Origin of the sequence: Myxococcus sp. CA040A (assembly GCF_013336725.1) — a bacterium.
GTDB classification, from domain to species: domain Bacteria; phylum Myxococcota; class Myxococcia; order Myxococcales; family Myxococcaceae; genus Myxococcus; species Myxococcus llanfairpwllgwyngyllgogerychwyrndrobwllllantysiliogogogochensis.
Map to the genome: position 1 here is coordinate 65068 of NZ_JABUMR010000002.1, position 23506 is coordinate 88573.

Annotated in this window: 21 protein-coding genes; 19 read left to right on the top strand and 2 right to left on the bottom strand. The window is 70.2% G+C overall.

Translation table 11 applies throughout. The features are described 5' to 3' along the window. Positions 1 to 30: 30 nt before the first annotated feature. Genes HUA75_RS07415 through HUA75_RS07460 form a run of 10 tightly spaced genes read left to right on the top strand, consistent with a single transcriptional unit; the run spans position 31 to position 11467 of the window. Positions 31 to 876, top strand: coding sequence for a type II secretion system F family protein (locus HUA75_RS07415; protein WP_141647165.1), 846 nt, complete (start codon positions 31 to 33; stop codon positions 874 to 876). 10 nt (positions 877 to 886) lie between these two features. Beyond that, a complete protein-coding gene (locus HUA75_RS07420) occupies positions 887 to 1777 on the top strand; it encodes a type II secretion system F family protein (RefSeq protein ID WP_141647164.1) in 891 nt (296 codons plus the stop codon). Continuing rightward, the gene (locus tag HUA75_RS46510; RefSeq protein WP_371746072.1) at positions 1758 to 3737 is read left to right on the top strand and encodes an FHA domain-containing protein; all 1980 of its coding nucleotides are present in this window, start codon (positions 1758 to 1760) and stop codon (positions 3735 to 3737) included. The genes HUA75_RS07420 and HUA75_RS46510 overlap by 20 nt, the downstream gene beginning before the upstream one ends. A gap of 36 nt (positions 3738 to 3773) precedes the next feature. Beyond that, positions 3774 to 5522, top strand: coding sequence for an FHA domain-containing protein (locus tag HUA75_RS07430; protein ID WP_141647163.1), 1749 nt, complete (start codon positions 3774 to 3776; stop codon positions 5520 to 5522). Continuing rightward, entirely contained in the window at positions 5519 to 7255 is a 1737-nt protein-coding gene (gene xseA / locus HUA75_RS07435; protein ID WP_174485953.1) for an exodeoxyribonuclease VII large subunit, read from the top strand. Before HUA75_RS07430 ends, xseA begins: the two co-directional genes overlap by 4 nt. A 48-nt stretch (positions 7256 to 7303) precedes the next feature. Further along, the gene (xseB, locus tag HUA75_RS07440) at positions 7304 to 7648 is read left to right on the top strand and encodes an exodeoxyribonuclease VII small subunit (RefSeq protein WP_174455842.1); all 345 of its coding nucleotides are present in this window, start codon (positions 7304 to 7306) and stop codon (positions 7646 to 7648) included. Positions 7649 to 7672: 24 nt separating this feature from the next. Next, entirely contained in the window at positions 7673 to 8053 is a 381-nt protein-coding gene (locus HUA75_RS07445; RefSeq protein WP_141648425.1) for a PleD family two-component system response regulator, read from the top strand. A 29-nt stretch (positions 8054 to 8082) separates the two neighbouring features. After that, on the top strand, positions 8083 to 8976 hold the full coding sequence (locus HUA75_RS07450) for a polyprenyl synthetase family protein (RefSeq protein WP_174485954.1): 894 nt from the start codon (positions 8083 to 8085) through the stop codon (positions 8974 to 8976). Beyond that, positions 8976 to 10730, top strand: coding sequence for a 1-deoxy-D-xylulose-5-phosphate synthase (locus tag HUA75_RS07455; protein WP_174485955.1), 1755 nt, complete (start codon positions 8976 to 8978; stop codon positions 10728 to 10730). Before HUA75_RS07450 ends, HUA75_RS07455 begins: the two co-directional genes overlap by 1 nt. Next, entirely contained in the window at positions 10727 to 11467 is a 741-nt protein-coding gene (locus HUA75_RS07460; protein WP_141648422.1) for a TlyA family RNA methyltransferase, read from the top strand. Before HUA75_RS07455 ends, HUA75_RS07460 begins: the two co-directional genes overlap by 4 nt. A 60-nt stretch (positions 11468 to 11527) precedes the next feature. Here HUA75_RS07460 and HUA75_RS07465 read toward each other — a convergent pair whose 3' ends face one another. Continuing rightward, the gene (locus HUA75_RS07465; RefSeq protein WP_174485956.1) at positions 11528 to 13135 is read right to left on the bottom strand and encodes a hypothetical protein; all 1608 of its coding nucleotides are present in this window, start codon (positions 13133 to 13135) and stop codon (positions 11528 to 11530) included. 569 nt (positions 13136 to 13704) lie between these two features. Between HUA75_RS07465 and HUA75_RS07470 the strand changes: the two genes are divergently transcribed. The 9 genes from HUA75_RS07470 to HUA75_RS07510 all read left to right on the top strand — a co-directional run bounded on the left by HUA75_RS07470 (position 13705) and on the right by HUA75_RS07510 (position 22893). Beyond that, entirely contained in the window at positions 13705 to 16206 is a 2502-nt protein-coding gene (locus tag HUA75_RS07470) for an ATP-binding protein (protein ID WP_141648420.1), read from the top strand. A 43-nt stretch (positions 16207 to 16249) separates the two neighbouring features. Further along, positions 16250 to 18127 carry a tetratricopeptide repeat protein gene (locus tag HUA75_RS07475; RefSeq protein WP_174485957.1) on the top strand — a complete coding sequence of 626 codons (1878 nt, stop codon included), beginning with the start codon at positions 16250 to 16252 and terminating at the stop codon, positions 18125 to 18127. Between the two features lie 12 nt (positions 18128 to 18139). Beyond that, positions 18140 to 18979: an alpha/beta hydrolase gene (locus tag HUA75_RS07480; protein WP_174485958.1), complete on the top strand. Its 840-nt coding sequence runs from the start codon at positions 18140 to 18142 to the stop codon at positions 18977 to 18979. A 55-nt stretch (positions 18980 to 19034) separates the two neighbouring features. Next, positions 19035 to 19376, top strand: a complete 342-nt coding sequence (gene bacN, locus HUA75_RS07485; protein WP_141648417.1) for a bactofilin BacN — start codon at positions 19035 to 19037, stop codon at positions 19374 to 19376. Between the two features lie 59 nt (positions 19377 to 19435). Continuing rightward, complete coding sequence (locus HUA75_RS07490) at positions 19436 to 19759, top strand: polymer-forming cytoskeletal protein (protein WP_002636698.1); 324 nt, start codon at positions 19436 to 19438, stop codon at positions 19757 to 19759. Between the two features lie 3 nt (positions 19760 to 19762). Beyond that, a complete protein-coding gene (gene bacP, locus HUA75_RS07495) occupies positions 19763 to 20455 on the top strand; it encodes a bactofilin BacP (RefSeq protein ID WP_174485959.1) in 693 nt (230 codons plus the stop codon). 61 nt (positions 20456 to 20516) lie between these two features. Then, positions 20517 to 21701 carry a ParB N-terminal domain-containing protein gene (locus HUA75_RS07500; protein ID WP_246137808.1) on the top strand — a complete coding sequence of 395 codons (1185 nt, stop codon included), beginning with the start codon at positions 20517 to 20519 and terminating at the stop codon, positions 21699 to 21701. Then, entirely contained in the window at positions 21701 to 22267 is a 567-nt protein-coding gene (gene pyrE, locus HUA75_RS07505; protein ID WP_141648692.1) for an orotate phosphoribosyltransferase, read from the top strand. Before HUA75_RS07500 ends, pyrE begins: the two co-directional genes overlap by 1 nt. After that, positions 22264 to 22893, top strand: coding sequence for a hypothetical protein (locus HUA75_RS07510; protein ID WP_141648693.1), 630 nt, complete (start codon positions 22264 to 22266; stop codon positions 22891 to 22893). Before pyrE ends, HUA75_RS07510 begins: the two co-directional genes overlap by 4 nt. Before the next feature lie 18 nt (positions 22894 to 22911). On the opposite strand, the gene HUA75_RS07515 is transcribed toward HUA75_RS07510, so the two are convergent. Next, positions 22912 to 23505: a TIGR00730 family Rossman fold protein gene (locus tag HUA75_RS07515; protein ID WP_174485960.1), complete on the bottom strand. Its 594-nt coding sequence runs from the start codon at positions 23503 to 23505 to the stop codon at positions 22912 to 22914. Position 23506: the final 1 nt, after the last annotated feature.

The window sequence follows — 23506 nt, forward strand, 5'->3', positions numbered from 1 at the left end:
CGCCGCCCTCACCCCCAGGGAAGCGCGCCCATGCTTGCCGGAATCGTCCTCCTCCTCGTCACAGGCTCTGTCTTCTTCTTCAGCCTGGTGATCTTCAGCGTCCTCTCGAAGGCGTACGAGCAGTACCAGGAGCGCTATGTCGCCAAGTCGATGAACGACTTGAGCGACATGTTCCTCTTCATCGATGCGCGCCAGATGTTGGTGCTCAACATCGCGTGCATGTGCTTGCTGGGCATCCTGACCTACATCATCTTCAACCCCATCCTGGCCGTCGTGGCCACGGTGTTCGGCTTCTTCCTGCCGATGCTGATGGTCAAGCACTACCGCAAGCGGCGCATCAAGAAGTTCAACGTCCAGTTGGTGGACGCGCTGCAGGCGATGGCCAACGCGTTCAAGGCCGGTCTCACCTTCCCGCAGGCCATCGAACACGTGGCGCGCGAGGCGATGGCGCCGCTGTCGCAGGAGTTCGGCCTGTTCGTGAAGGAAGTGAAGCTGGGTGTGCCGTTGGAGGAGGCGCTCATCAACATGGGCCGCCGCGTGGGCAGCGACGACCTGGAGCTGGTCGTGGTCTCCACCAACATCGCGCGTCAGCTGGGCGGCAACATGGCGGAGATGTTCGAGACCATCTCCACCGTGATTCGCGAGCGCTTCCGCCTGGAAGGCAAGATCGACGCCCTCACCTCGCAGGGCAAGCTGCAGGGGTGGATCGTGGCGGCCATGCCCGGCGTGCTGGGCATGGTGCTCAACTACATGCGGCCGGACTTGATGGAGCCCATGATGAACCACTTCTTCGGGTGGATCCTCGTGGTGATCATCGCGATCATGGAAGTGCTCGGCATCCTCATCATCCGCCGCATCGTCAACATCGATATCTGAGGGGTGCTCCGTGGACATCCTGACGCAAGTGTTGGTCGGCAGCTCCGCGCTGCTCTTCGCGGGAGCCATCGGCTTCCTCGGAATCGGCCTGTACCAGGTGCTCTTCGAGCGCTTCCTGTCGGAAGTGCGCGACGAGTCCCAGGGCGGCATGAAGGGCTTCGGCTCGGTGGCCATCCGCCGCCTGGGTGCCATGAACCGCCGCTTCATCTGGCCGAGCTACGAGGCGAAGTCGCGCCGCAACCTCATCAAGGCCGGTGAGCCCCAGGGCTACAAGCCCGAGGACATGATGGCGCTGCAGGAAGTGAGCGCCGTGGTGGGCCTGCTGATGGGCCTGTTCATCCTGAACGGCACCGGGCAGAACCTGGTCTGGTCCCTCCTGTTCCTGCTCTTCGGGATGTACTACCCGATGCTCTGGCTGAACGACCAGGTGAAGAAGCGCCACCTGCTCATCAGCCGCGCGCTGCCGTACAACCTGGACCTCCTGACGCTGTCGGTGGAGGCGGGTCTGGACTTCACCGCCGCGCTGGCCAAGGTGGTGGAGAAGGGCAAGGCGGGTCCGCTTCGCGAGGAGCTGCAGCTGGTGCTCAAGCAGCTCAAGATGGGCAAGACGCGCGAAGAAGGCCTCAAGAGCATGATTGTGCGCGTGGACCTGCCGTCGCTGACGACGTTCGTCACGGCGCTCATCCAGGCGGACAAGATGGGAACGAGCCTGGGCAAGGTGCTGCGCATCCAGTCCACGCAGATGCGCATCGACCGCACGCAGCGCGCGGAGAAGCTGGCTGGCGAGGCCCCGGTGAAGATGCTCTTCCCGCTCATCGCCTGCATCTTCCCGACGGTGTTCATGGTGCTCTTCGGGCCCATCGTGTTCCAGTTCTTCTTCGGTGAGCTCGCGGGGGGATAGTCCTCTGCCGATTCTCCTCTCCATCACCAAGGGGCTCCAGCAGGGAAGGGAGCTCGTCTTCGAGCAGGCCGAGGTGAACATCGGTCGCACGCCGGAGAACGACCTGGTGCTGCACGACCATGGCGTCTCCCGGCTGCACGCCCGCATCGTCATGCGTGGCGGGCAGTACTTCACGCAGGACATGGGCAGCTCCAACGGCACGGCGCTCAACGGCAGCCGGCTGTTGGGCGAGCAGCTCCTGCGTGACGGAGACCGCATCGGCGTGGGCCCGGTGGAGTTCACCTTCCTCTGGGTGCCTCCGGACGGGGACGAGGACGCCACGCGTCCCATCCGCCGCAACGCGCCCGCGCCGCCGCCCCCCGGGGGCCTGGATCAGCACTACCTCCCCACGGGCGAGGTCCCCCTCATCGCGCCCGTCGCCCCGCGCCAGGCCCCGGTGCTGATCGAGGACTCGCCCGCGGTGTCTCCGCCCAGCGGCAAGCGACCCCTCGTCGCGCCCGTGGCGCCACGCCCGCCGCCACCGGTGCTGGCGGATGAGTTCCCAGCGCTGCCACCGCCCAGCGGCAAGCGCCCGCTCGTCGCACCCGTGGCGCCCCCCAGCCTTCCGTTCATGGAGGCCCTGGCGGAGGAGCGCACCGAGGTGGCCTTCACCGGCGAGCGGCCCGTGGTGGTTCCGACCCTCCTCCCGCTCATGGACTCGCAGCCGGAGGAGCGCACCGAGGTGGCCCTGCCCCTCCGGGTGCCACCCATCGCCACCGCCATGCCTCCGGGGCTCATCGAGCTTCCGACCGAGGAGCGAGAAGAGCGCACGGAGCTGGCGCTACCCACGCTCCCCGACCTGGGCCTCCTGGACGAGCCGACCCTGGATGATGCCACCCGGCCGATTCGGACCCGCGCTCCAGGAGCCCCGGCCTTCGCCCCCTCGGCCCTGGCCGTCGCGCCAGCCCCCGGGACGTCGCCGCTCGCCGCGGAGTCCACGACGAAGGTTTCGCCCGCCCCCGCTCCCACGGGGCCGAGCGCCGCGGACCGGGCCCGTCAGCGGCGGGAACTCGCGAGCTCTCGCGGCGGACGGCTCCTGCTCTGGTGGCGAGGGCTGCCGCTGGCCCGCAAGCTCCTGACGAGCACGGTGACGCTCTTCGTGCTGGGGCTGGCGGGCAGTGCGCTGGCCTTCGTCTTCCTGCCGGGCGGCCTGGCGGCGGGTGGACCCGGTTCGGAGCCCCTGAGCCTGGGCGTCGAGAACGTCCCCGACTCGTTCGGCCTGGGCGAGGGCGTGCGCTGGGAGCGCACAGACCAGAAGTCCTTCGACTTCCAGTTCGTCGCGCCCACCCGCGCCGTGGCCCTGCTGCACTACCAGGCCAGCGGAATCTCCAAGGAGGAGGTGTCCCTGGCGCTCAACGGGGTGAACCTCGGCTGGGTCCCTCCGGATACCACCACCACCGCCGAGCGCGAGCTGGAGCACATCCTCCCCGCCAATACGCTCAAGCGCGGGGCGCTCAACAGCTTCGTCTTCGACAACGTTCGCAACCCTCCCGGAAATGAGACGTGGCGGGTCTGGAACCTGCGGCTGGAGGTCATCCCCGTGCCGGAGCTTCCCCCCGAGCAGCTGCTCTCGCAGGCGCGGGAGTATGCCTCCACGGGCCGGCGGTTCTTCGACACCAAGGGCGTGGGCGCGGAGAACCTCTTCCGGGCCTGGCAGCAGTTCCGCTTCGCCTGGCTCACCCTGGAGGCCCTGGACACCAAGCCGGACCTCTACCAGGACGTCCGCTACCAGCTGTCCCAGGTCTCCGCCGAGCTGGACCACCAATGCGCTCAGCTCATGCTGGAATTCCAACGGAGTGTGCAGTTCCGGAGCGCGAGGAAGGCCCGGGCGGCGCTGCAAGAAGTGAGCAGACGCTTCCCTACCACCGAGCATCGCTGCCACAATCTTGCCCAGGAAAAGGCGTTCGAGCACGAGCTCTGAGCTGGTGCTCTTTTTTCAGGAAGTCGGTGATTCGCCATGTCGAACGGTTCCCCTCCTGCTCGTCGCAGGCCTCCTTCCGGGACGCCCTCGGGCGGGACAGGAGCTCGCCCCGCTGCTCGCAGGACGTCTCCTGTTTCCGCTGCCCGCGCCCCCGGGGCGGCCACCCCTCGACTCATCTGCGTCGCGGGGCCCAAGTCAGGTGAGGAGTTCTCGCTGGAGGATGGCGAGTACGTCATCGGTCGCGCCGCGGACAACCCCATCTGCATCCCCGACACCTCCGTGTCGCGCAAGCACGTCATGGTGCGCAAGGCGGGTGCGGGCTGGATGGTGAGCGACCTGGGCTCCGGCAACGGGACGCTCGTCAATGGCGAGGCCATTGGTGAGGAGACGCCCCTGGCCAACGGCGATGTCATCACCCTGGGCGACACGGAGCTGCGCTTCGAGGACGTGGTCAACTCCACGATGATGGTCGCCACCCCGTCGCGGGGGCGGACGTCGAGTGCCTCCTCCGCCGCTTCCGGGAGCCGGGGCTCATCGCCGGCCCGGCCGCCTCCGCGCGTGGAGGGCGGCCGCGTGCGCAGCGCGCGCTCTTCGGCGATGGCTCCGCCCGACCCCGAGGTCCAGCGCAAGAAGATGCGGCTGAAGCTGCTCGCTGGCGGCGTGGTGGTGGTGCTCTTCGCCGGCCTGGGCATCGCGCGCATGCGCGTGGTGAAGGAGCAGGAGGCGATTCTCGTCCGCAAGGGCGAGCAGGACGCCGTCCGCAAGGAGCTGAGCACCATCTTCCAGGACGCGAAGAACCTGGTGCGCGAAGGCAAGTGGGTGGAGGCCAAGGCGAAGCTGGAGGAGCTGGCCGCCTCCGCGCCCGACTACCCTGGCGTGAAGGACTATCTCCAGCACGCCGAGCGCGAGATTCCCGTCCAGGAGCGCCTCACGGAGGCGCGCACCGCGCTCGCCAGGAACGAGCTGGGCAAGGCCTCCGCTGCGCTGGGCAAGGCCGGTGAGAGCCAGTTCCTCTACGAGCAGGTCAGCGCGGCGAAGCGGGAGCTGTCGGAGTTGGCCGACAAGCGCACGCGCGAGGCGAGGGCCGCGCTGGATGGCAACCAGCTGGACTCCTCCAAGGCCATCACCGACGACGTCCTCAAGGCCTTCCCGGAGCACCGCGACGCCAAGATCATCAACGAGCAGGCGGCGCAGGCCATCACCGTTCGCGACACGCCCCGGGTGATTCCCACCGGACCCGCGCCCAAGCCCTGGGAGCCCGCCGTCGAGCGCTTCCGCGACGGCGATATGTCCGGCGCCGTGGCCATCCTCAACGCGTGCATGTCGAAGAACCCGCAGTGCAAGAAGCTGCTCGCGCAGATGTCGGAGTTCAGCACGCTCTACAAGCGCCTGGAGGACCTGGAGGCGAAGGGGCTGCAGAAGCTGCTGTCGCTCGACAAGGACATCACCGATGGGCGCACCAGCAAGATGGCGCGCAACGCGGGCACTCGCGCGGCGACCATCTTCTACAAGAGCGCCAGCTCCGCGAAGGCCTCCGGTCAGTGGGCCCGCGCCATGGAGTTCGCGCGGCGCACGTTGCAGGCCGACCCGGGCCACGCGGGCGCGGCGAACATCATCAGCGAGTTGAAGACGAAGGGGCGGGAGCTCTACCTCCTGGCCTACTCCCTGAAGGACGGCAGCCCCGAGGACGCGCTGCCCAAGTTCAAGGACGTGGTGGCCATGACGCCTCCGGATGACGAGTACCACGACAAGGCGAAGTCCTGGGTCGAGAAGCTCTCGCGATGAAGAAGCGCAAGGGCGCGGGCGGCGAGTCACCGCCGCCCGTCACGTCGGGTTCTCAGTGGGACTTGTTCGGAGCCACTCCCGCGTCCTCCACCGCCGCGCCACCGTCGGAGCCGCGCGTGGTGGCCCTGCCGAGGAAGGCGCCTCCACCGCCTCCTCCGGTGGACGCGGACGGCACGGGGCTGTTGGGGCCGTTGGAGGGTGTGCCCGCCTCGCCGCCCAAGCCCGAGCGCTCGGTGCTTTCGGTGGCCGAGCTCACGCGTCAGCTCAAACAGACGTTGGAGTCCCGCTTCGCGCGTGTGCTGGTTCGCGGTGAGGTGACGGGCTTTCGCGGCGCCAACGCGCGAGGGCATTGGTACTTCTCGCTGAAGGACTCCGTCGCCTCCATCGACGCCAAGGTGTGGGCCTCGATGGCGGGGCGGATGCGCTTCGCGCTGCGCGACGGCATGGAGGTGCTGGCCGAGGGCAGCGTCGACCTGTACGAGCCGCAGGGACGCTACAGCCTCATCGTCTCGCGGCTGGAGCCGGTGGGGGAGGGCGCGCTGGCGCTCGCCTTCGAACAGCTCAAGGCGCGACTGGCGGCCGAGGGGCTCATCGGCGACCGTCGCGTGAGGCCCCCGCGTCCGTTGCCGTTCCTGCCCCAGCGCATCGGCGTGGTGACGAGCCGCACGGGTGCGGCGCTCCAGGACTTCTTGCGCGTGCTGCACTCGCGCAACCCCCGGCTGAGCGTGCTGCTGGCGGACGCGCGCGTGCAGGGCGAGGGCTCCGCGCCGGAGGTGGCCCGGGCGATTGCCCGATTGGGCCGCACCGACGTGGACGTCATCGTGGTGACGCGCGGCGGTGGCTCGGTGGAGGACCTCTGGACCTTCAACGAGGAGGAGGTGGCGCGCGCCATCTTCGCCTCGCCGGTGCCGGTGGTGTCGGCCATCGGCCACGAGATTGACTTCACCATCTCCGACTTCGTGGCGGACTGGCGGGCGGCGACCCCCAGCGCGGCGGCGGAGCGACTGGCGCCGGTGCTGGCGGACCTGGAGCTGTCGCTGGCCACCCAGGCGGGGCGGCTGCGCCGGGCCATGGAACGCCGGGTGCTGGAGCTGCGCGAGCGACAGGGTCAGCTCGCCTCCCGGCTGGATGATCCGCGGCGGGCGCTCAACCACCAGCGGCTGCACCTGTCCGAACAGGTGGAAGCGATGATGCGCGTGCTGCGGCCCGCCGTGCGCGAGCGCCGTGAGTCGCTGCGCGCGCTGACGGAGCGCCTGCAGCGCTCGCGGCCCCAGGCCCGGCTGAGCGAGCAGCGGGCGCATCTGCTGAAGCTGGCCATGCGACTGTCGGAGGCGGCGCGCGCGGGCGTGGCGACGCGGCAGGCGACGCTGGCGACGGCGCGACTCGGGTTGGAGCGGGCCTCGCCGACGGCGCTCATCTCGCGAGAGCATGCCCGGCTGGCGGCGCACCAGGCACGCCTGCGGGCGCTTCAGCAGGGGACGCTGGCGGAAGCGCAGAGGCGTTTCCAGCGTCTGGAAGGGCGACTGGACGCGATGAGCCCGCTGAAGGTGATGTCGCGTGGCTACTCGGTGGTGTTCCGCCAGCGAGACGGCGGGGTGGTGCGCTCCGCCGCGGATGTCGAGGTGGGAGAGCGCCTGGGCATCAAACTCGCGGCGAATGGGGCGAAGACGCTGGGCGGATGTGAAGAAGTCGAAGCCATTGTCACGTCGGTAAAAGGGCCGGTGGACTGCTAACGGGCCACCCTCTAGAGTCCCGCGCCCCGAACGGGGAGGTGGAAGGCTGTGGCGAAGGCGGACAAGGCGTCCAAGGCGGACAAGGCGGCGGAGGGCGAGGTTCCCGGGCAGTACGGGGACGTCGTGTCCCGGCTCGAGGAGACGGTGGGCCGGCTGGAGAGCGGCAATCTGTCGTTGGAGGACTCTCTCAAGGCGTTCGAGGAAGGCATCCGGCTGGTACGCCGGGGTGAGAAGCTGCTGACCGAGGCGGAGCAGCGCATCGAACAGTTGCTCCAGGATGAGGACGGCAACGACGTGGTGGCGCCGCTGTCCGTGGCTGCCCGTCCCGCCGCCCAGGCGGCCCCCCGGGCGCCTGCCCCCCGACCTCCCCCCGAGGATGACGTCCCGTTCTAGTTCGTGCGGGACGCGCACACCGGCATGTCGAAGCCGAAGATCACCATCGTCGACGATGACCGCGACACGCGGGAATTGCTCGCGGCGGCCCTCGAGGACGAGGGCTTCGAGGTCACGCTCGCGGCCAACGGCCTGCGGCTCATCGCCTCGCTGCAGCTCCACCGCCCGCAAGCCATCCTCCTGGACGTGAACATGTCCTGGATTGACGGCTTCGAGCTGTGCAAGGCGGTGAAGAAGAACGAGCACTTCCGGGACATCCCCATCATCTTCATCAGCGGGCGGGGAGACTCCGACGACAAGCGGCGAGGTCGCGAGGTCGGCGCCGCGGACTACTTCGTCAAGCCCCTGGACACGGAGAAGCTCGTCCGGCGCATTCGGGAGCTGGTGACTCCACCGGCTCCCTAGTATTCCAGCAGCGCAAGGAGCACCGACGCTTGGCCCACTTCGACCTGGACACCTTCCTGCGCACCCAGCAGGCGCGGGTGGAATCGCTGTTGCTCGAGCGCGCGGACCGGCTCGCTTCCTCTGGTGCGCCTCCCCGGCTGGTGGAGGCCATGCGCTACTCGCTGCTCGCGGGCGGCAAGCGGCTGCGGCCCGTGCTGTGCCTCACCTTCGCGGACACGGTGGCGCGCGCTTCCCTGGTGTCTCCCGTGTCCGGTGACGCGGCCTGCGCGCTGGAGTACGTCCACACGTACTCGCTGGTGCATGACGACCTGCCGGCGATGGATGACGACGACTTTCGCCGCGGCCGGCCCACCAACCACAAGGTTTACGGCGAGGCGATGGCCATCCTCGCGGGCGACGCGCTCTTGACGGAGGCCTTCGTGTTGCTCGGCGACGGGCCGGAGCCCGTGCGGGGCGCGCTGTGCCGGGAGCTGGCGATGGCCTCGGGCGCTTCGGGCATGGTGGGTGGACAGGTGCTGGACACCGCGGAGGACCGTCCCGCCGTCCTGGACTACCTGGTGCGGATGCACCGGCTGAAGACGGGGGCCCTCATCCGCGCGGCGTGTCGCATGGGCGCGCTGGCGGGCGGTGGAGACGCGGAGTCGCTGGTCCGCGCGCAGCTCTACGGTGACGCGGTGGGCCTGGCCTTCCAGATCGCCGACGACGTGCTGGACGTGACGGCCACGCGCGAGCAGCTCGGCAAGCCGGCGGGCGCTGACGCGGAGGCGGGGCGCCACACGTTCCCCGCCGTGGTGGGGCTGGACGCCTCGCGGCGGATGGCCGAGGAGCAGGTGGCCCTGGCGGTGGAAGCAGTGCGTCCGCTCGAAGGCGAGGATGGACCGCTGGCGGCGCTCGCGCGCTACGTGGTGGAGCGGAAGTCCTGATGGCGCAGCAGTTGCTGGCACGCATCGCCTCTCCGACGGACGTGCGGGCGCTTCCCGAAGCGGACCTGCCCCAGCTGTGCGAGGAGCTCCGGGAAGACATCATCTCCATCTGCGGGAAGGTGGGCGGCCACCTGGGCGCCTCCCTGGGCGCCGTGGAGCTCATCGTCGCGCTCCATCGCGTCTTTCACTCACCCACCGACGCGATTCTCTTCGACGTGGGTCACCAGACGTACGCGCACAAGCTGCTCACCGGGCGGCGCGAGCGCATGCACACGCTGCGGCAGGCCGGTGGCGTGGCGCCCTTCCTGGACCCTCGTGAGAGTCCGCATGACGCGCTGCTGGCGGGCCACTCCTGCACGGCGGTGTCGGCGGCGCTGGGGCTGCTGGAGGGCCGCAGGATGCTGGGCCACCGGGGCCACGTGGTGGCGGTGCTCGGGGATGGGGGCCTGACCGGAGGGCTGACTTTCGAGGGCCTCAACAACGCGGGAGGCAGTCACCTGCCGCTCGTCGTCCTGCTCAACGACAACCAGATGTCCATCAGCGCCAACGTGGGTGCGATTCCCTCGCTGCTGCGCACCCGGGGCGCGCGCGACTTCTTCCAGGGCCTGGGCTTCACGTACCTGGGGCCCGTGGATGGCCATGACCTGGGCGCGCTGGTGCACGCGCTGCGCGAGGCCCGTGCTTCGTCCCGGCCCGTGGTCGTGCATGCGCTGACGCTCAAGGGCAAGGGGTTCCCTCCCGCGGAGGCGGACGCTCAGACGCGGGGCCACGCCATGGGCCCGTACGAGTGGCGCGACGGCAAGCTGGTGCGCTCGCGCGGCGGCCACCGCACGTACAGCGAGGCGCTCGCGTGGGCACTGGAAGAGGCGATGGCGCGCGACTCGCGCGTCGTGGCGGTGACGCCCGCGATGTTGGAGGGCTCCGCGCTCAATGCCCTCAAGGCGCGCTTCCCGGACCGCGTACACGACGTGGGCATCGCCGAGCAGCACGCCGTCACCTTCTGCGCGGGACTCGCCGCCGCGGGGGCTCGCCCCGTGTGCTGCATCTACTCCACGTTCCTGCAGCGCGCGTATGACCAGCTCATCCATGACGTGTGCCTGCCGGGCCTGCCCGTCGTCTTCGCGGTGGACCGCGCGGGACTGGTGGGCGCGGACGGCGCCACGCACCAGGGCACCTACGACGTGGCCTCGCTCCGTCCGCTCCCGGGCCTCGCGTTGTGGGCGCCCGTGGTGGGCGAGGACTTCGCGCCCATGCTCGCCACCGCGCTCCAATCGTCGCGGCCCTCCGTCCTCCGCTTTCCTCGGGGCACGCTGCCCGCGCTGCCTCCCGAAGTGCGGGTGGAAGAAGCGCCCGTGCGGGGAGCGCGCTGGCTCGTTCGCGCCGAGCGTCCGGAGCTGACGCTGGTGACCCTGGGCCCGCTGGGCCTGGCGGCGCTGGAAGCCGCTCGGAATGAGCCTGGGTGGAGCGTGCTCGACGCTCGGGGCCTGTCGCCGCTGGACGAGGCCGCGCTGCTGGAAGCCGCCTCCCACGGGCCTGTCGTCGTGGCGGAGGAGGGGACGGTGCGCGGGGGCTTGGGGAGCGCCGTGCTGGAGCTCTACGCGGAGCGCGGTGTCCACGCGCGGGTGCGGGTGCTGGGCATGCCGGACACCTTCATGCCCCACGGGGACGCGCGGGTGCAGCGCGCGGAGCTTGGGCTGGACGCGGCGGGACTCCGGCGGGCAGGACTGTCGCTGCTGGAGAGGAGCGAACCGTGAAGCCTCGCAAGGAGCGGGTGGACGTGCTGGTGGTGGAGCGCGGCCTGGCCGAGTCGCGCACCAAGGCCCAGGCGCTCATCCTCGCCGGGCTGGTGGTGGTGGATGACCAGCGCGTGGACAAGCCCGGCTCCCTCATCCCGGTGGAGGCCGAGCTGCGCCTCAAGGGCGAGGTGCTTCCCTATGTCTCTCGCGGAGGGTTGAAGCTGAAGGGGGCCATCGACCGCTTCGGGCTCGACGTGCGCGGGAAGGTGGCCGCCGACATCGGCGCGAGCACGGGAGGCTTCACCGACTGCCTGCTCCAGCACGGCGCGGTGCGGGTCCACGCCATCGACGTGGGCTACGGCCAGCTCCACGAGAAGCTCCGGAAGGATGACCGGGTGCGCTCGCGTGAGCGCGTCAACGCGCGCTACCTGACGGATGAGGACCTTCCGGAAAAGGTGGGCGTCATCGTCATCGACGTCAGCTTCATCTCGCTCACGCAGGTCTTGCCCTCGGTGCTGCGCTTCCTGGAGCCAGGCGGACTGCTGGCCGCGCTGGTGAAGCCCCAGTTCGAGGTGGGGCCGGACCGGGTGGGCAAGGGCGGCGTGGTGCGAGACGCCGCAGCGCGCCAGGATGCCATCGACACCGTGACGGCCTTCGTGCGCGAGCAGGGCCTCACCGTGCGGGGACTGATGGACTCCCCCGTGCCGGGGCCCGCCGGCAACGTGGAAGCCCTCCTGGTCGCCGAGCGGCCCTGAGTCCGCCTGTGCTCGGATGGGAAGGGCGGAGCGTGTGCGCCGCGCCCTTCCCGAAGGTCCTTACGGCCGGGCGCTGCGGTACTGCGAAGAGGGCTGGAGCTGGAGCAGCTTGAGTCCGGTGCGCATCCAGAGCCGGCCGGTGTCGTCGAAGGCGGCGCCCATGGAGACGGGCACCTGGTAGCGGAAGAGCTCGCGACCTTCGGCCACGCTGCCCGAAGATTGATCCACGCCCACCAGCTCCACCGGCAACGTCACCGTCTGTCCCTGCGCGGCCGGCCCGTTGAGGAAGAACAGGTCCGAAGAGGGGTTCGCCGGGAGCAGGAACTTCACGTGGAGCGCGCCGTTGGCGTCCACCGAGCGGCCCCCTCGATTGCGGATGACGCCCGTGGTCGCATCCAGCAGCCACACGAACTGCGTCGTCGCGGCGGCCACGCGGTTGCCGTTGGCGTACGTGGCGATCTGCTTCACCTGACCGTTGAGCACGCCCGTGGCCCACTTCGACGCGGCGCCCTCGCAGCCATCCAGGGTCGCGACGCACGCGAGGACCTGCGACTTGTCCTCGGGCAGGGCGAAGCCCAGGTACAGGATGCTGCCATCCGGGCTGAACGAGCCCACCGGAAGCGGCGTGGAGGTGTTGGACGTGAAGAGCTGCCGGATGATGCGCGTGGCCTGCAGCGTTCCGCCCGCGGAGTCCGTGCCGCCGTCCAGCTCCTCGACGATGACGTCCGAGCGGTTCTCGCTGTAGGCGATGTGGCTGGCGGCGAGCACCCGGCCGTCACTGCGCACCACGAGGTCACCAATGGGGTCTCCGACCGAAATCTCCCGCGTGTACTTCCACCGCGTGACGCCGATGCCCAGGCCGTCCGTGGTGTCGTGGGTGATGCGGTAGATGGGCCCAGGCACGGAGCGGATGACGGCGTCCCCGTTGGGCATGACGGTCAAATCCTCGACCTCGAGGTCGATGGGCGTGCGCGACGAAATCTTGAAGTCGTCGCCGACGGCAAAGGCGCCGTAGCCCGGCGTCCAGACCCAGCGCTTGCGCGTGATCGGGTGGCGCGGGGTGATGACCGTGGACGCGTTGCAGAGGGTGGGGACCTGGAGGATGGAGGCCCCGCCGCCCGCGGAGTTGTGGCGGTACATCGTCTCCAGGCCGCCCGTGGTCGTCTTGGCGCAGCTCAGGAAGGTCATCCCGGCGCCCGTGCCGTCGATGGCGAGCGGGGTGGAGTAGACCTGCGCGCCCTGGGGATCCTCCACCACCCGGGCCACCGGGAAGAACGTGGCGGGCTGGGGAAGCGACGTGTTCTTCCGCCCGTCGTCGCACACCACCTCCGCGGTGAGCGACAGGCTGGCGGCGATGCCGACCAGCGGGTTGGCGTAGGGGATGTCCGACGCCAGCAGCTCCACCGGGGTGGCGCCGCTCCCATAGGGGAACGCCTTGAGGAAGGTGGTGCGGTCGTACATGTTCAGCGTGGCGACCTTCTCGCAGCCGGACACGGTGACGCTGAGCTTGAGGGACGTCCCCGCGGAGTTCCCCTCGAGGACCGTCAAGGCGACCTGGGGGGGATCCGGCGTGGGCGGCGGCGGATCATCGCCGCAAGCAGTGGCCAGGCTGGAGACGAGAACGAGGGCGGTGCGCCATGCACGCCGAGTCAGGGGAGGGTGGAGCATGGCACCGCACTCTACCTTGCTCGCACCATTCCCGGCATCATCCCCCCTCCCGAAACGCTTCCGCAGGCCGGGGCATGCGTCGATTGCGGCCCTTGACAGGCCCGTGACGTGATAGCCGCCGATACTCCGTACGTGGAGGCCGGTAAATCCGCGAAGCCAGGGTGATACGGAAACGGGTGGGAGCAAGCGATGAGGGCCGGATGGATGCTTGAATGGACGGCGCCCGACCGGGCGACCGGCGCTGGCGCGTCAAGGACCTGGGAAGGTTCTTCGCCCGGCGCTGTTCCGCGCGCCCATTCCACTCGGAGCACCCGGTGGGCGCGGCGCGGGAGCCCGCGAGGAGCACCTTCGACGTTCGTGCGGGAAAGCCACGATGGGCGTGGCGCCTCCGCGTCTCCACTCACAGTTACCGCCGTCTCCGGATGTGCGCCGCTCTGGCCCACGGACGTGATCAGCGGCATGATCGGGATCCGAACCATGAACCCTTACGCACTCAACGGGTTTTTGCAGCCTCCCCATCGAGTCCTGGTCCGGGCCCGGTTGGCGAGAGGTTCACTGTGAGAGTCGAGATGCAGGCGGATCAGCGGGGACGCGTGCTGGTGGTGGCCGGGAAGGAGTCCGGCGACGCCTTGATGGAGCGGCTGACCGCGAGCGGCTACCACTGCGCGTCGGCCGAACGGGAGAGCGGGCTCGCGGAGGTGGCGGATTCGCTGCAGCCGGAGGTCGTCCTGCTGTCGGTGACGGCGAAGCGCGCGGCGGAGCTGCTGGAGTCCCTGCGTCGGGTGGAGCGCCTTCAGCGGTTGCCGGTGCTGGTGGACCTGGGGCGCAGCCGGTCCGCGGAGGCCTTCAAGCGCCTGGCCGTGGACGACTGGATTCGCGGCGCGGACGAGGTGGTGCCCCGCCTGGAGGCCGCGCTGCGGGCGGGCCGGTTGAGGGACCGCGAGGAGCGCGTCCGCCTGCGCATGGGGATGCTGCTGGAAATCACCCAGGCGGCCACCAGCTCGCTGGAGCTGGAGGAGATCCTCCGCATCGCGGTGGACAAGGTGGGGCGTGTCACCGGGACGGACCGGTGCTCGGTGGTGCTGGTGGAGGGCAGCCATGCCCGCACGGGCCGGGTGGTGGCCACGCAGGAGGACCCGAGCCTCGTGCAGTTGGATATCGAAGTGGCGCGCTATCCGGAGCTGCGCCGCGCGCTGGAGACGCGAGAGCCGGTGCTCATCGAGGAGGCGCAGCGAGATCCGCTCATGGCGGAGGTGCGCACGTCCCTCGTCCCGCTGGGCGTGAAGTCCATCCTCGTGCAGCCGCTCATCTGTCAGGACGACCTGCTGGGCGCGCTGTTCCTGCGCGTCTCGCGCATGGACGCGTCCTTCGGTCGCGACGAGCAGGAGTTCACCCAGGCCGTGGCCGGTGTGCTGGCCAACTCCATCCGCAACGCCAGGCTGCACACCGCGGTGAAGAAGAAGCGCGAAGACCTGGAGATGGCCTACGTGGAGCGCTACCACGAGCTGCTCGAGGCCAACCGCCGGCTCAAGGAACTCAACCGCCTCAAGGATGAGATCATCGCGGTGGTGAGCCATGACCTGCGCGCCCCGCTCCAGGTGCTGCTGGGGCACGGCCGGCTGCTGCTCGAAGGTCCGCTGGAGTCCCAGCAGAAGCAGTCCGCCGAGGCGATGATTCGCCAGGGCAAGAAGATCCTCGGCCTCGTCGAATCGCTGCTGGAGAAGGGCAAGGGCGAGGCGGCGCGGCTGTCCATCGAGCCTCGCGTGCTGGACGTGGCGCAGCTGTGCCGCGACGCCGTCAACGAGCTGGAGATTCTCGCCGCCGAGCGCGGCGTGTCGCTGCGGGCGGACTGCCCCGACAGCCTGATGCTCATCGGCGACGAGGTGAAGCTGCACGAGGTGCTGCAGAACCTCATCACCAACGCCATCCACCATGCGCGGGACGCGGGCGAAGTCGTCGTGTCCACCCGGCGCCTGGGACGTCCCGACGGTGACGCGGCGAAGGTGTGCGTGCAGGACGACGGCGTCGGCATTCCGCAGGACGAGCTGCACCTGGTGTTCGACCGCTATCGCCACGGTGGCAAGGGCACGGGGCTGGGGCTCGCCATCTGCAAGGAGTTCGTGGAGCTGCACGGCGGAGAAATCTGGGCGGAGAGCCCGCCGGAGCATGGCTGCCTGTTCGTCTTCACCCTGCCGCTCGCGCAGGAGGCGCCGCGCAATCCGCGTCCGCCCGTCGCGGCGACCAGCGTGCACGAGCAGCCGCGCGTCCTCGTGGTGGAGGACGAGCCGGAGATCGCCGCCGTGTTGTCGGAGGTGCTGCGCTCGAAGTACCGCGTGGAGGTGGCGAGAGATGGAGCGGAGGGCCTGGCCCGGGCGCGCGCACAGCGGCCGGACCTGGTGGTGATGGACGTCTTCCTGCCCAAGCTGGACGGGCTGGATGCGGCCATGGCGCTGAAGTCGTCGTCCGACACGGCGCACATCCCCGTCATCCTGCTGTCCGCGCACCAGGGGGTCGCGGAGAAGGTCCGCGCGCTCAACCTGGGCGCGGTGGACTACATGAGCAAGCCGTTCAACGCGGTGGAGTTGCTCAACCGCACGGACCGCGCCCTCAAGCTGAGGCAGGGCGAGCGCGAGCAGCAGGAGCGTTCGGGGTCGCCGCTCCAGCGTCGCACCGGGAGCGACCCGACGACGGGACTGCATGACCGGCGGGGCCTGCTGCTGCGACTGGAGCAGGAGCTGGCGCGCAGCCGTCGCTACCATCGGGCCCTGAGCCTGGCGGTGCTGCGGCCGGAACGTCCGGTGGAACCCGTTCCCGGCAACATCGCGGACGTCATGCGCAAGCGGGTGCGTCACCCGGATGCCATCTCCCACCTGGGCGGGGGCGTCTTCGTCGTCGTCCTTCCCGAGTGCAACGCGGAGGCTGCTCGCACCGTCATCGGCCGGCTGATGCCGGATGTGGAGAAGGCGACGGACACCGAGTACCGCTCGGCGGTGGCGGACGTGAGCCAGGACAGCGACCCGGTGGAGAAGCTGCTGGAGAAGCTGGGGGCCCCACCTCCCGCGGAGGGCTGAGGCACCTGCACGGCGGTCGGGGCCGCGCTAGACTTGGTCTCGCGTGAGCCCCTCTCGCCTCCTCGCCGTCGTCCTGCTCGCCGCCCTGTGGGGGCCAGGTGCCCTCGCGGCGGCGCCCCCGTCCCGCCGACCGCGCGTGGACCGGGAGGCGATGCGAGAGGCCATGGACGCGGCGGCCACGGATGAGGGGGCCTTCTCCTCGTCGGCCAGCTACTCCCACTACCTGCGCTCGCGGCTGTTGCACCATGCGGGGGACCACCGCGGCTCGGTGGACGCGCTGCGCCTGGCCCTGGCCACGGATGACGGACACCCGCTGCTGCTCACCCGCCTGGCGGAGGAGTACGCCCGGCTTGGAGACCTGGACAAGGCGGAGAGGGAGCTGCGCCGCGCCGTGGAGCGTGCTCCCGCGTACTACCCGGCCCACGTCCTGCTCGGGCGCGTGCTGCTGGAGTCGGGCCGCTTCACCCGCGCCCGCCTGCACCTGCGCCGGGCCATGTCGCTCAAGCCTCGCGAGCCCGAGGCCTACCTCGTCCTCGCGCAGCTCTACCTGGAGTCGGGCTCCCCCGCCGAGGCGGTGAAGGTGGTGGAGTCCCTCGCGCGAGCATTGCCGGGCGAGGCCTCTGGATACCGGCGCCTGGGGCTGGCCCTGGCCGAGCGCGGAGACACCCACCGGGCCGAGCGGCTGCTGACGGAGGCCGCCTCCAGGGACCCCGGTGACGTGGAGGTGCTGGGCACGCTGGCGAAGCTCTACGAGGAGACGGGGCGGCCCGCGCGCTCCGAGGAGACGCTGGCCCGGGCCCTGGAGCACGAGCCGGACAGCCAGGAAGTGCTGCTGGCCGCGGGCCGCTCGGCGCTGAAGGCGGGCTCCGTGGTGCGGGCCCGGGCGTACTTCGACCGGCTCCTGTCCCTCTCCGGAGAGCCGGAGACCGCGGTGCGGGTGGCCTTCAGCTACCTGGCCGAGCGTGAGCACACGGCCGCAGTGGAGGTGCTGGAGTCCGCTCGCGCGGCCAGCGTCGATGAGCCCCGGCTCGCCTATTACGCGGGGCTGGTGCACGAGCGGATGCGGCGCTTCGCCGACGCCGCGGAGGCCTTCGCGGGAGTGCCCGAGAGCGCGGACGTCTTCGCGGATGCCCGCGTGCGCCGTGCCCGGTGCCTGTCGCTCGCGGGGCAGCATCCCCGGGCCCTCTCGCTGCTACGCGCCGCGCTTCAGCAAGCCCCGTCGGACCTGGAGATTCGCGCGCAATACGCCCGCGCGCTGGAGCGGGGAGGGGCGCCGGCGCGAGCCGAGTCCGTGCTGAAGGAAGGGCTGGCACAGGGGGCCTCCGCCTCGCTCTACGACGCGCTCGCCGGAACGCTGCAGCGCCAGAACCGGGGCGCGGAGGCCCTGTCCCTGCTGCGCGAGGCCGTGGCGCGCGCACCGAGGGACCAGGCCCTGCTGTACGTGCAGGGCGCCGCCTTCGAGCGCCAGGGGGACGTGGCCGGCGCTCAGGCGCGCATGCGGGCCGTGCTGGAGGTGGAGCCGGACCATGCCGCGGCCCTCAACTTCCTGGGCTACCTGCTGGCGCAGACGGGCCGGGACCTGGACGAGGCGGAGCGGCTGGTGCTCCGCGCGCTGGAGCTGCGCCCAGACACCGGCGCCTTCCTGGATTCCCTGGGCTGGGTGTACTTCCGGCGAGGGGACTACCCGCGCGCCGTGGAGGCGCTGGAGCGCGCGTCGTCGCTGTCGCCCGACGAGCCGGTCATCCTCGAGCATCTGGGGGATGCCTACCAGCGCGCGGCTCGGAGCGCGGATGCGGCGGGTGCGTGGCGCCGGGCGCTGGAGGTGCTGTCGTTGGACCCCGAGTCCGCCGAGCCCCCGGGGCAGCGGGAGGCGCTGGAGCGCAAGCTCAAGGCGCTATCCATGGGTGCGGCGGGCCGCTAAGTTGCTGGGCCTATGGCTCGCCACGACGAGGGCTATTTCACTGGCCGGGATGGGACGCGGCTCTTCTGGAAGACGCATCTTCCCGACGCCGAACCGCGAGCGCATGTCGCGGTGGTGCACGGCTATGGCGACCACTTCGGCCGCTATCAGTACGTGACGGACGCGCTGCTGGCGGACGGCTTCGCGGTGCACGGCTTCGACTACCGGGGCCATGGCCGCGCGGAGGGCCGCCGCGCCTACAGCGAGAAGTGGCAGTACTTCGTGGACGACCTGGAGGTCTTCTGGGAGCGGGTGCGCGGCGCGGCCGGAGGCAAGAAGACGTTCGCGCTCGGCCACAGTCATGGCGGGCTGATGGCGGCGCACTGGGCCGGTGGCCGCAAGGTGGAGGGCCTGTCCGGGCTGGTGATGTCGGGCCCGTACTTCAAGCTGGCGTTGACCCCGCCCGCCGTGAAGGTGATGGCGGCGCGCGCGGTGGGGTCGCTGGTGCCGTGGCTGGGCCTGGCCTCGGGACTGAAGATCGAAGCCCTCACCAAGGACCCGGAGGTGCAGCGCGCCACCCGGGAGGACCCGCTGTACCTGTCCATCGCCACGCCTCGCTGGTTCATCGAGTCCACGAAGGCCCAGGCGGAGGCGATGCTGTTGGCGCCGAAGATTCAAGTCCCGCTGTTCGTGCTCTGCGGAGCCGAGGACGGGGTGGCGGCGCCGGCGGCGGCGCGGGTGTTCTTCGAGACGGCGGGCTCGGCGGACAAGAAGTTCAAGGAGTACCTCGGCATGAGGCACGAGCCGCTCAACGAGGTGGGGCGCGCCGAGGTGTTCCGGGATATCTCCGGCTGGATCTCCGCGCATCTCTGACATAATCAAAGCGCTCGGCTCCTCGGAAGGAGCGGGCTCTGGGTGAGGTCACCGCATGGCAACGGGTGAAACGGGCATCATCGGTAAGGGCATCGTCATCAAGGGGAACCTCACGGGCGGTGGGGACCTTGTCATCGAGGGACGGGTGGAGGGGCAGATTGCCCTGAAGAACCACCTCACCATCGAGAGCACCGGCAAGGTGCAGGCGGACATCCGCGCCGAGGAGTTGACCATCAACGGCGAGGCGAGCGGCAACATCGACGCCTCGACTCGCGTGGCCATCAACGCTTCGGCCAAGGTGGCCGGCGACATCAAGGCGCCTCGCATCGTCATCGAGGATGGCGCCGTGTTCAACGGCTCCATCGAGATGGACGTCCGGCTGCCAGACGACATCTGAAGCTCACGCCGCGGCGCTGACGGCGCGGCACACACCTTTCTAGAGGGCGGACAACACTCATGGCGAATACGGTCATTGGTTCGAGCATCGTCATCGACGGAGAGATTTCCGGAGACGAGGACCTGGTCATCCAGGGCACCGTGAAGGGGAAGATCTCCCTCAAGGAGAGCCTCTACGTCGAGGGCAGTGGCGTCGTCGAGGCGGACATCGAAACGCAGAACGTGGAGATCGCCGGCCGGGTGACGGGCAACATCGTCGCCAGCGACAAGGTCGAGCTGAAGACGGACTGCCGTGTCGTGGGCGACATCAAGGCGCCCCGCATCCTCATCGCCGATGGTGCCTCCTTCAAGGGCAACGTCGACATGGACATGAAGGAGCGCTGATTCGTGGCCACCCCGAAGGAGTTGAGCGGTAACAACGACGTCAACAACACCGTGGTGGGGCCTTCCATCCTCATCAGCGGTCGGTTGACGGGCGATGAGGACCTCACCGTCCGGGGCCGCGTCGAGGGCGAGCTGACGCTCAGCCGCACCCTCATCGTGGAGCCGTCGGGCGTGGTGAAGGCCAACGTGGCGGTTCGCAACGCCATCGTCAGCGGCGTGGTGGTGGGCAACATCAACGCCACCGAGAGCGTGGAGCTGACCCGCGAAGGACGCATGGTGGGTGACATCCACGCACCGCGCGTCATCATCGTGGACGGTGCCAGCTTCCGTGGCCGCGTGGACATGGGTGACGTGGAGCCCGGCCGTCTGCCGTCGGAGCGCCCCGTGGTGGCGCGTCCCGCCGCTCCGGTGACGCGGCCCACCGCGACGCCTGCCCGCCCGAGCACCCCTCCCGCGCGTCCGAGCGCGCCTCCCGCGCGTCCCATGCCCCCCGCGGCGACCGCGCGCCCCGCGCCGGCACCCACCGCGCCCGCCCGTCCCGCGAGCAAGCCGCTGCCGCCGCCTCCGCCCCCCCGGGCCGAGACGCGTCCGGTAGCCCCGCCCGTGGAGCAGCCTGCTTCTGCCGAGCCGCCAACGCCCTTCGCGTTGGGTGCTGGCGCCAAGAAGAAGGTCGTGGTGAAGAAGAAGACCCGCTAGAGCTCGCTTCCCGCGCCGCCGGAGTCGGTGGCGCGGGAGTGGGTAGACCAGGGGTGCCACCATGGACGCCGAGCACAGGGTTGACGGAGAGGATGGGATGCCGGGTTCTCCGGAAGGTGGCTCGACGTCCACGCCCGAGGCTGTTTCGGCGCGGAGCGACGGTGGGTCCCAGGACTCCGCGCCGGGCGAGCCCGCGCCGCGGGAGCTGACGCGCGTCGAAGGTGGGGAAGGGGAGTCCGCCCCCGTCACCGCGACGGATGCGGGGGCTGTGTCCCCGGAAGGAGGCTCGGTGGAGTCTCAGGGTGTCGCCGCGGAAGGAGCACCCGTCTCGGGTGAACCGGAGCGGGCCATGGAGTCGTCGGTGGGTGTGTTGGAAGAGTCGCAGGTGAAGTCCACGTCGGAGTCGGGAGTGTCCGAAGGGGAGCGTCCGCCGGAGTCGCGGCTCGATGACGCGCCCAGGCAGGAGACATCCGCCCCCGAGGGGACTGTCTCCTCCGAGGCTCGGTCCGAGACGGAAGCTTCCGCCGGGGTGGAGTCCGGTGTCGCCGAGACAGCGGCTTCCGCGGGGCAGGAGTCCGGAGCCGCCGACGAGGAAGAGTCGGGACCCGAACTGTTGGCCGCGCCGGAGGAGCGTCTCGCCGGCCGGGTGGTGACGGTGCTGATGCCGCTGGAGCGGCTCGAGGACGAGTCGGCGTACCGGCTGCGTCCGGAGGGTGACGTGTCCGGGCTGGCCACGGACATCGCCCGGCTGGGGCAGTTGTTCCCGGTGGACGTGCGTCCACGGGGCGGAGAGAGCTACCAGCTGGTGTGCGGCTTCCGGCGCGTGGCCGCGCTGCGCTTCCTCAAGCGGGACGCGGTGCAGGCGCGCGTGCACACGGACCTGTCGGACGAGGATGCGCTCCTCATGTCGCTGGCGGAGGCCATCCACGCCACGCCGGTGGGCCCCGAGGTGTTGGAGGCCAAGCGCGACCAGCTCGAAGCCCAGGGCCGGCTGAGCGCCGCCGTGGCCGACATGCTCGCCAAGGCGCTTGCCACCGATGATGAGCTGGCACCCGAGGGCGTGGAAGAAGAGGTCGACGCCGACGAGCTGGCGGCGGACGTGTCGCAGCGGTTGGGGACCATCAACCAGGAGCTCTCGCTGCTGGCGGACGTGTTCACCTCGCTGGATGAGTCGCGCCGAGCGGAGCTGCTGATGCAACTGCGGTACTCCTCCGAGCTGGTGGCGTACCTGGAGGGGTTGAAGTGATGTCCGACTTGTTCGCCCGTGACAGGGCCCGGCTGCTGGAGCTGCTCACCGAGCGCTCCTTCGAGCGCCGTCGCGTGGTGCTCTCGTCCGGCAAGGAGTCGGACTTCTACATCGACTGCAAGCGCACCGCGCTCCTGGCCGAAGGGCACTTCCTCATCGGCCGGCTCTTCCTGGAGGCCATCCGCCGCGAGGCGCCCGAGGCGGTGGGCGCGGGCGGGCTGACGCTGGGCGCGGATCCGCTCGCGTCCGCGGTGAGCCTCACCGGCTACCTGTCCGGCTATCCGCTGGCCGCGTTCATCGTCCGCAAGGAGCCCAAGGGCCACGGCACCGGCCAGTGGATTGAAGGCCTGAGCGGGCTGGGCGCGGGCGCGAAGGTGGCCATCGTCGAGGACGTGGTGACGACGGGTGGCTCCACGCTCAAGGCGATTGAGCGGGCCAAATCCGAGGGACTGACGGTGCTGGGGGCGTTCGCCCTGGTGGACCGACTGGAGGGGGGACGCGAAGCGGTGGAGGCCGCGGGCCACCGGCTCACCACGCTGTTCACCCGCAAGGACTTCATTCCGTGAAGAAGCTTCTCGCGACGGGAGCGCTGCTGGGCATGTTGTCCGGCTGCTCCACCACGCCTCCCACCATCGGCGAGCAGGCCCCCACGCTGCACGACGAGAACGCGGAAGCGGCCTACCGGGCCCTGCTCGACAAGTACTCGGGCCAGCAGCAAATCTACGACGGCTTCGACACCCGCCTCTTCGCCGGGGTGACGCTCCAGTCGATGGCGTTCCGCGAGGCGCGGGTGAAGCGGCAGGCGGCCTTCCAGGTGCTGCCGCCTCCCAAGGTGGAGCAGCTGCTCTCCGAGGAGCGCACCGAGGCCGGGCAGGTGCACGAGTTCTTCCTGGGCGTGCACGTCAACGACTACCGGTACCTCGACTTCGACTTCAAGAAGACCATCTGGCGCATGGCGCTGGTGACGCCCGCGGGCGAGGTGACGCCGGTGCGCATCCGCCGGCTGGGCCGCGCGGATTTGGAGATGCGCGCCTACTACCCGTACACCAGCGTCTTCTGGGTCGGCTACGAGGTGCAGTTCCCCACGGTGATGTCCACCGGGCAGCTCGTCATCCCCCCCGGCACGGAGCAGGTGACGTTCCGCCTCGCCTCGTCGCTGGGTCAGGCGGAGATGAAGGTGGCCGCGCAGTAGCACGCGGCCCCGTGTCGCTTAAGTCTGCTCGGGGCGCTTCAGCCACTTCTCCGTCACCGTGAGCGTGGGCCCGTCGAGCATCCGGTCCACCAGCGTCTGGGGTGACGCGCTCACCGCGAACGGCAGGGCCTGCTCCGGCGACGCGAAGCCCTCGTGGGCCAGGTGTCGTGCGAGCGTCACCAGGGGTTGGAAGAAGCCGAGCGTGTCGAGCAGGCCCATGGGCTTCTGGTGCAGGCCCAGCTGTGCCCAGGTGATGATTTCGAAGAGCTCGTCCAGCGTGCCGAAGCCGCCGGGCAGCGCGAGGAACGCGTCCGAGCGTGAGGCCATCAGCGCCTTGCGCTCGTGCATGGAGTCCACGCGGATGAGCTCCGTGAGGCCCAGGTGGGCAATCTCCCGCGCGCCCATGAAGTGCGGCAGCACGCCCACCACCTTGCCTCCCGCGGCCAGGGTGGCGGCGGCCACGGTGCCCATGAGGCCCACGCTCGCCCCGCCGTAGACGAGCGTCATGCCGCGCCGTCCCAGCTCGGTGCCCAGGGCCGTCGCCGCCTCGGCGTACTCGGGCCGTGCGCCCGGCCGCGAGCCGCAGAAGACGCAGATGCTGCGCACGTCCATG

Coding starts and splice junctions, on each gene's coding strand:
- HUA75_RS07415 (WP_141647165.1), top strand. CDS start 31: ATGCTTGCCGGAATCGTCCTCCTCCTCGTCACAGGCTCTGTCTTCTTC.
- HUA75_RS07430 (WP_141647163.1), top strand. CDS start 3,774: ATGTCGAACGGTTCCCCTCCTGCTCGTCGCAGGCCTCCTTCCGGGACG.
- xseA (WP_174485953.1), top strand. CDS start 5,519: ATGAAGAAGCGCAAGGGCGCGGGCGGCGAGTCACCGCCGCCCGTCACG.
- HUA75_RS07445 (WP_141648425.1), top strand. CDS start 7,673: ATGTCGAAGCCGAAGATCACCATCGTCGACGATGACCGCGACACGCGG.
- HUA75_RS07455 (WP_174485955.1), top strand. CDS start 8,976: ATGGCGCAGCAGTTGCTGGCACGCATCGCCTCTCCGACGGACGTGCGG.
- HUA75_RS07465 (WP_174485956.1), bottom strand. CDS start 13,135: ATGCTCCACCCTCCCCTGACTCGGCGTGCATGGCGCACCGCCCTCGTT.
- HUA75_RS07470 (WP_141648420.1), top strand. CDS start 13,705: ATGCAGGCGGATCAGCGGGGACGCGTGCTGGTGGTGGCCGGGAAGGAG.
- HUA75_RS07480 (WP_174485958.1), top strand. CDS start 18,140: ATGGCTCGCCACGACGAGGGCTATTTCACTGGCCGGGATGGGACGCGG.
- bacN (WP_141648417.1), top strand. CDS start 19,035: ATGGCAACGGGTGAAACGGGCATCATCGGTAAGGGCATCGTCATCAAG.
- HUA75_RS07490 (WP_002636698.1), top strand. CDS start 19,436: ATGGCGAATACGGTCATTGGTTCGAGCATCGTCATCGACGGAGAGATT.
- HUA75_RS07500 (WP_246137808.1), top strand. CDS start 20,517: ATGGACGCCGAGCACAGGGTTGACGGAGAGGATGGGATGCCGGGTTCT.
- pyrE (WP_141648692.1), top strand. CDS start 21,701: ATGTCCGACTTGTTCGCCCGTGACAGGGCCCGGCTGCTGGAGCTGCTC.
- HUA75_RS07515 (WP_174485960.1), bottom strand. CDS start 23,505: ATGGACGTGCGCAGCATCTGCGTCTTCTGCGGCTCGCGGCCGGGCGCA.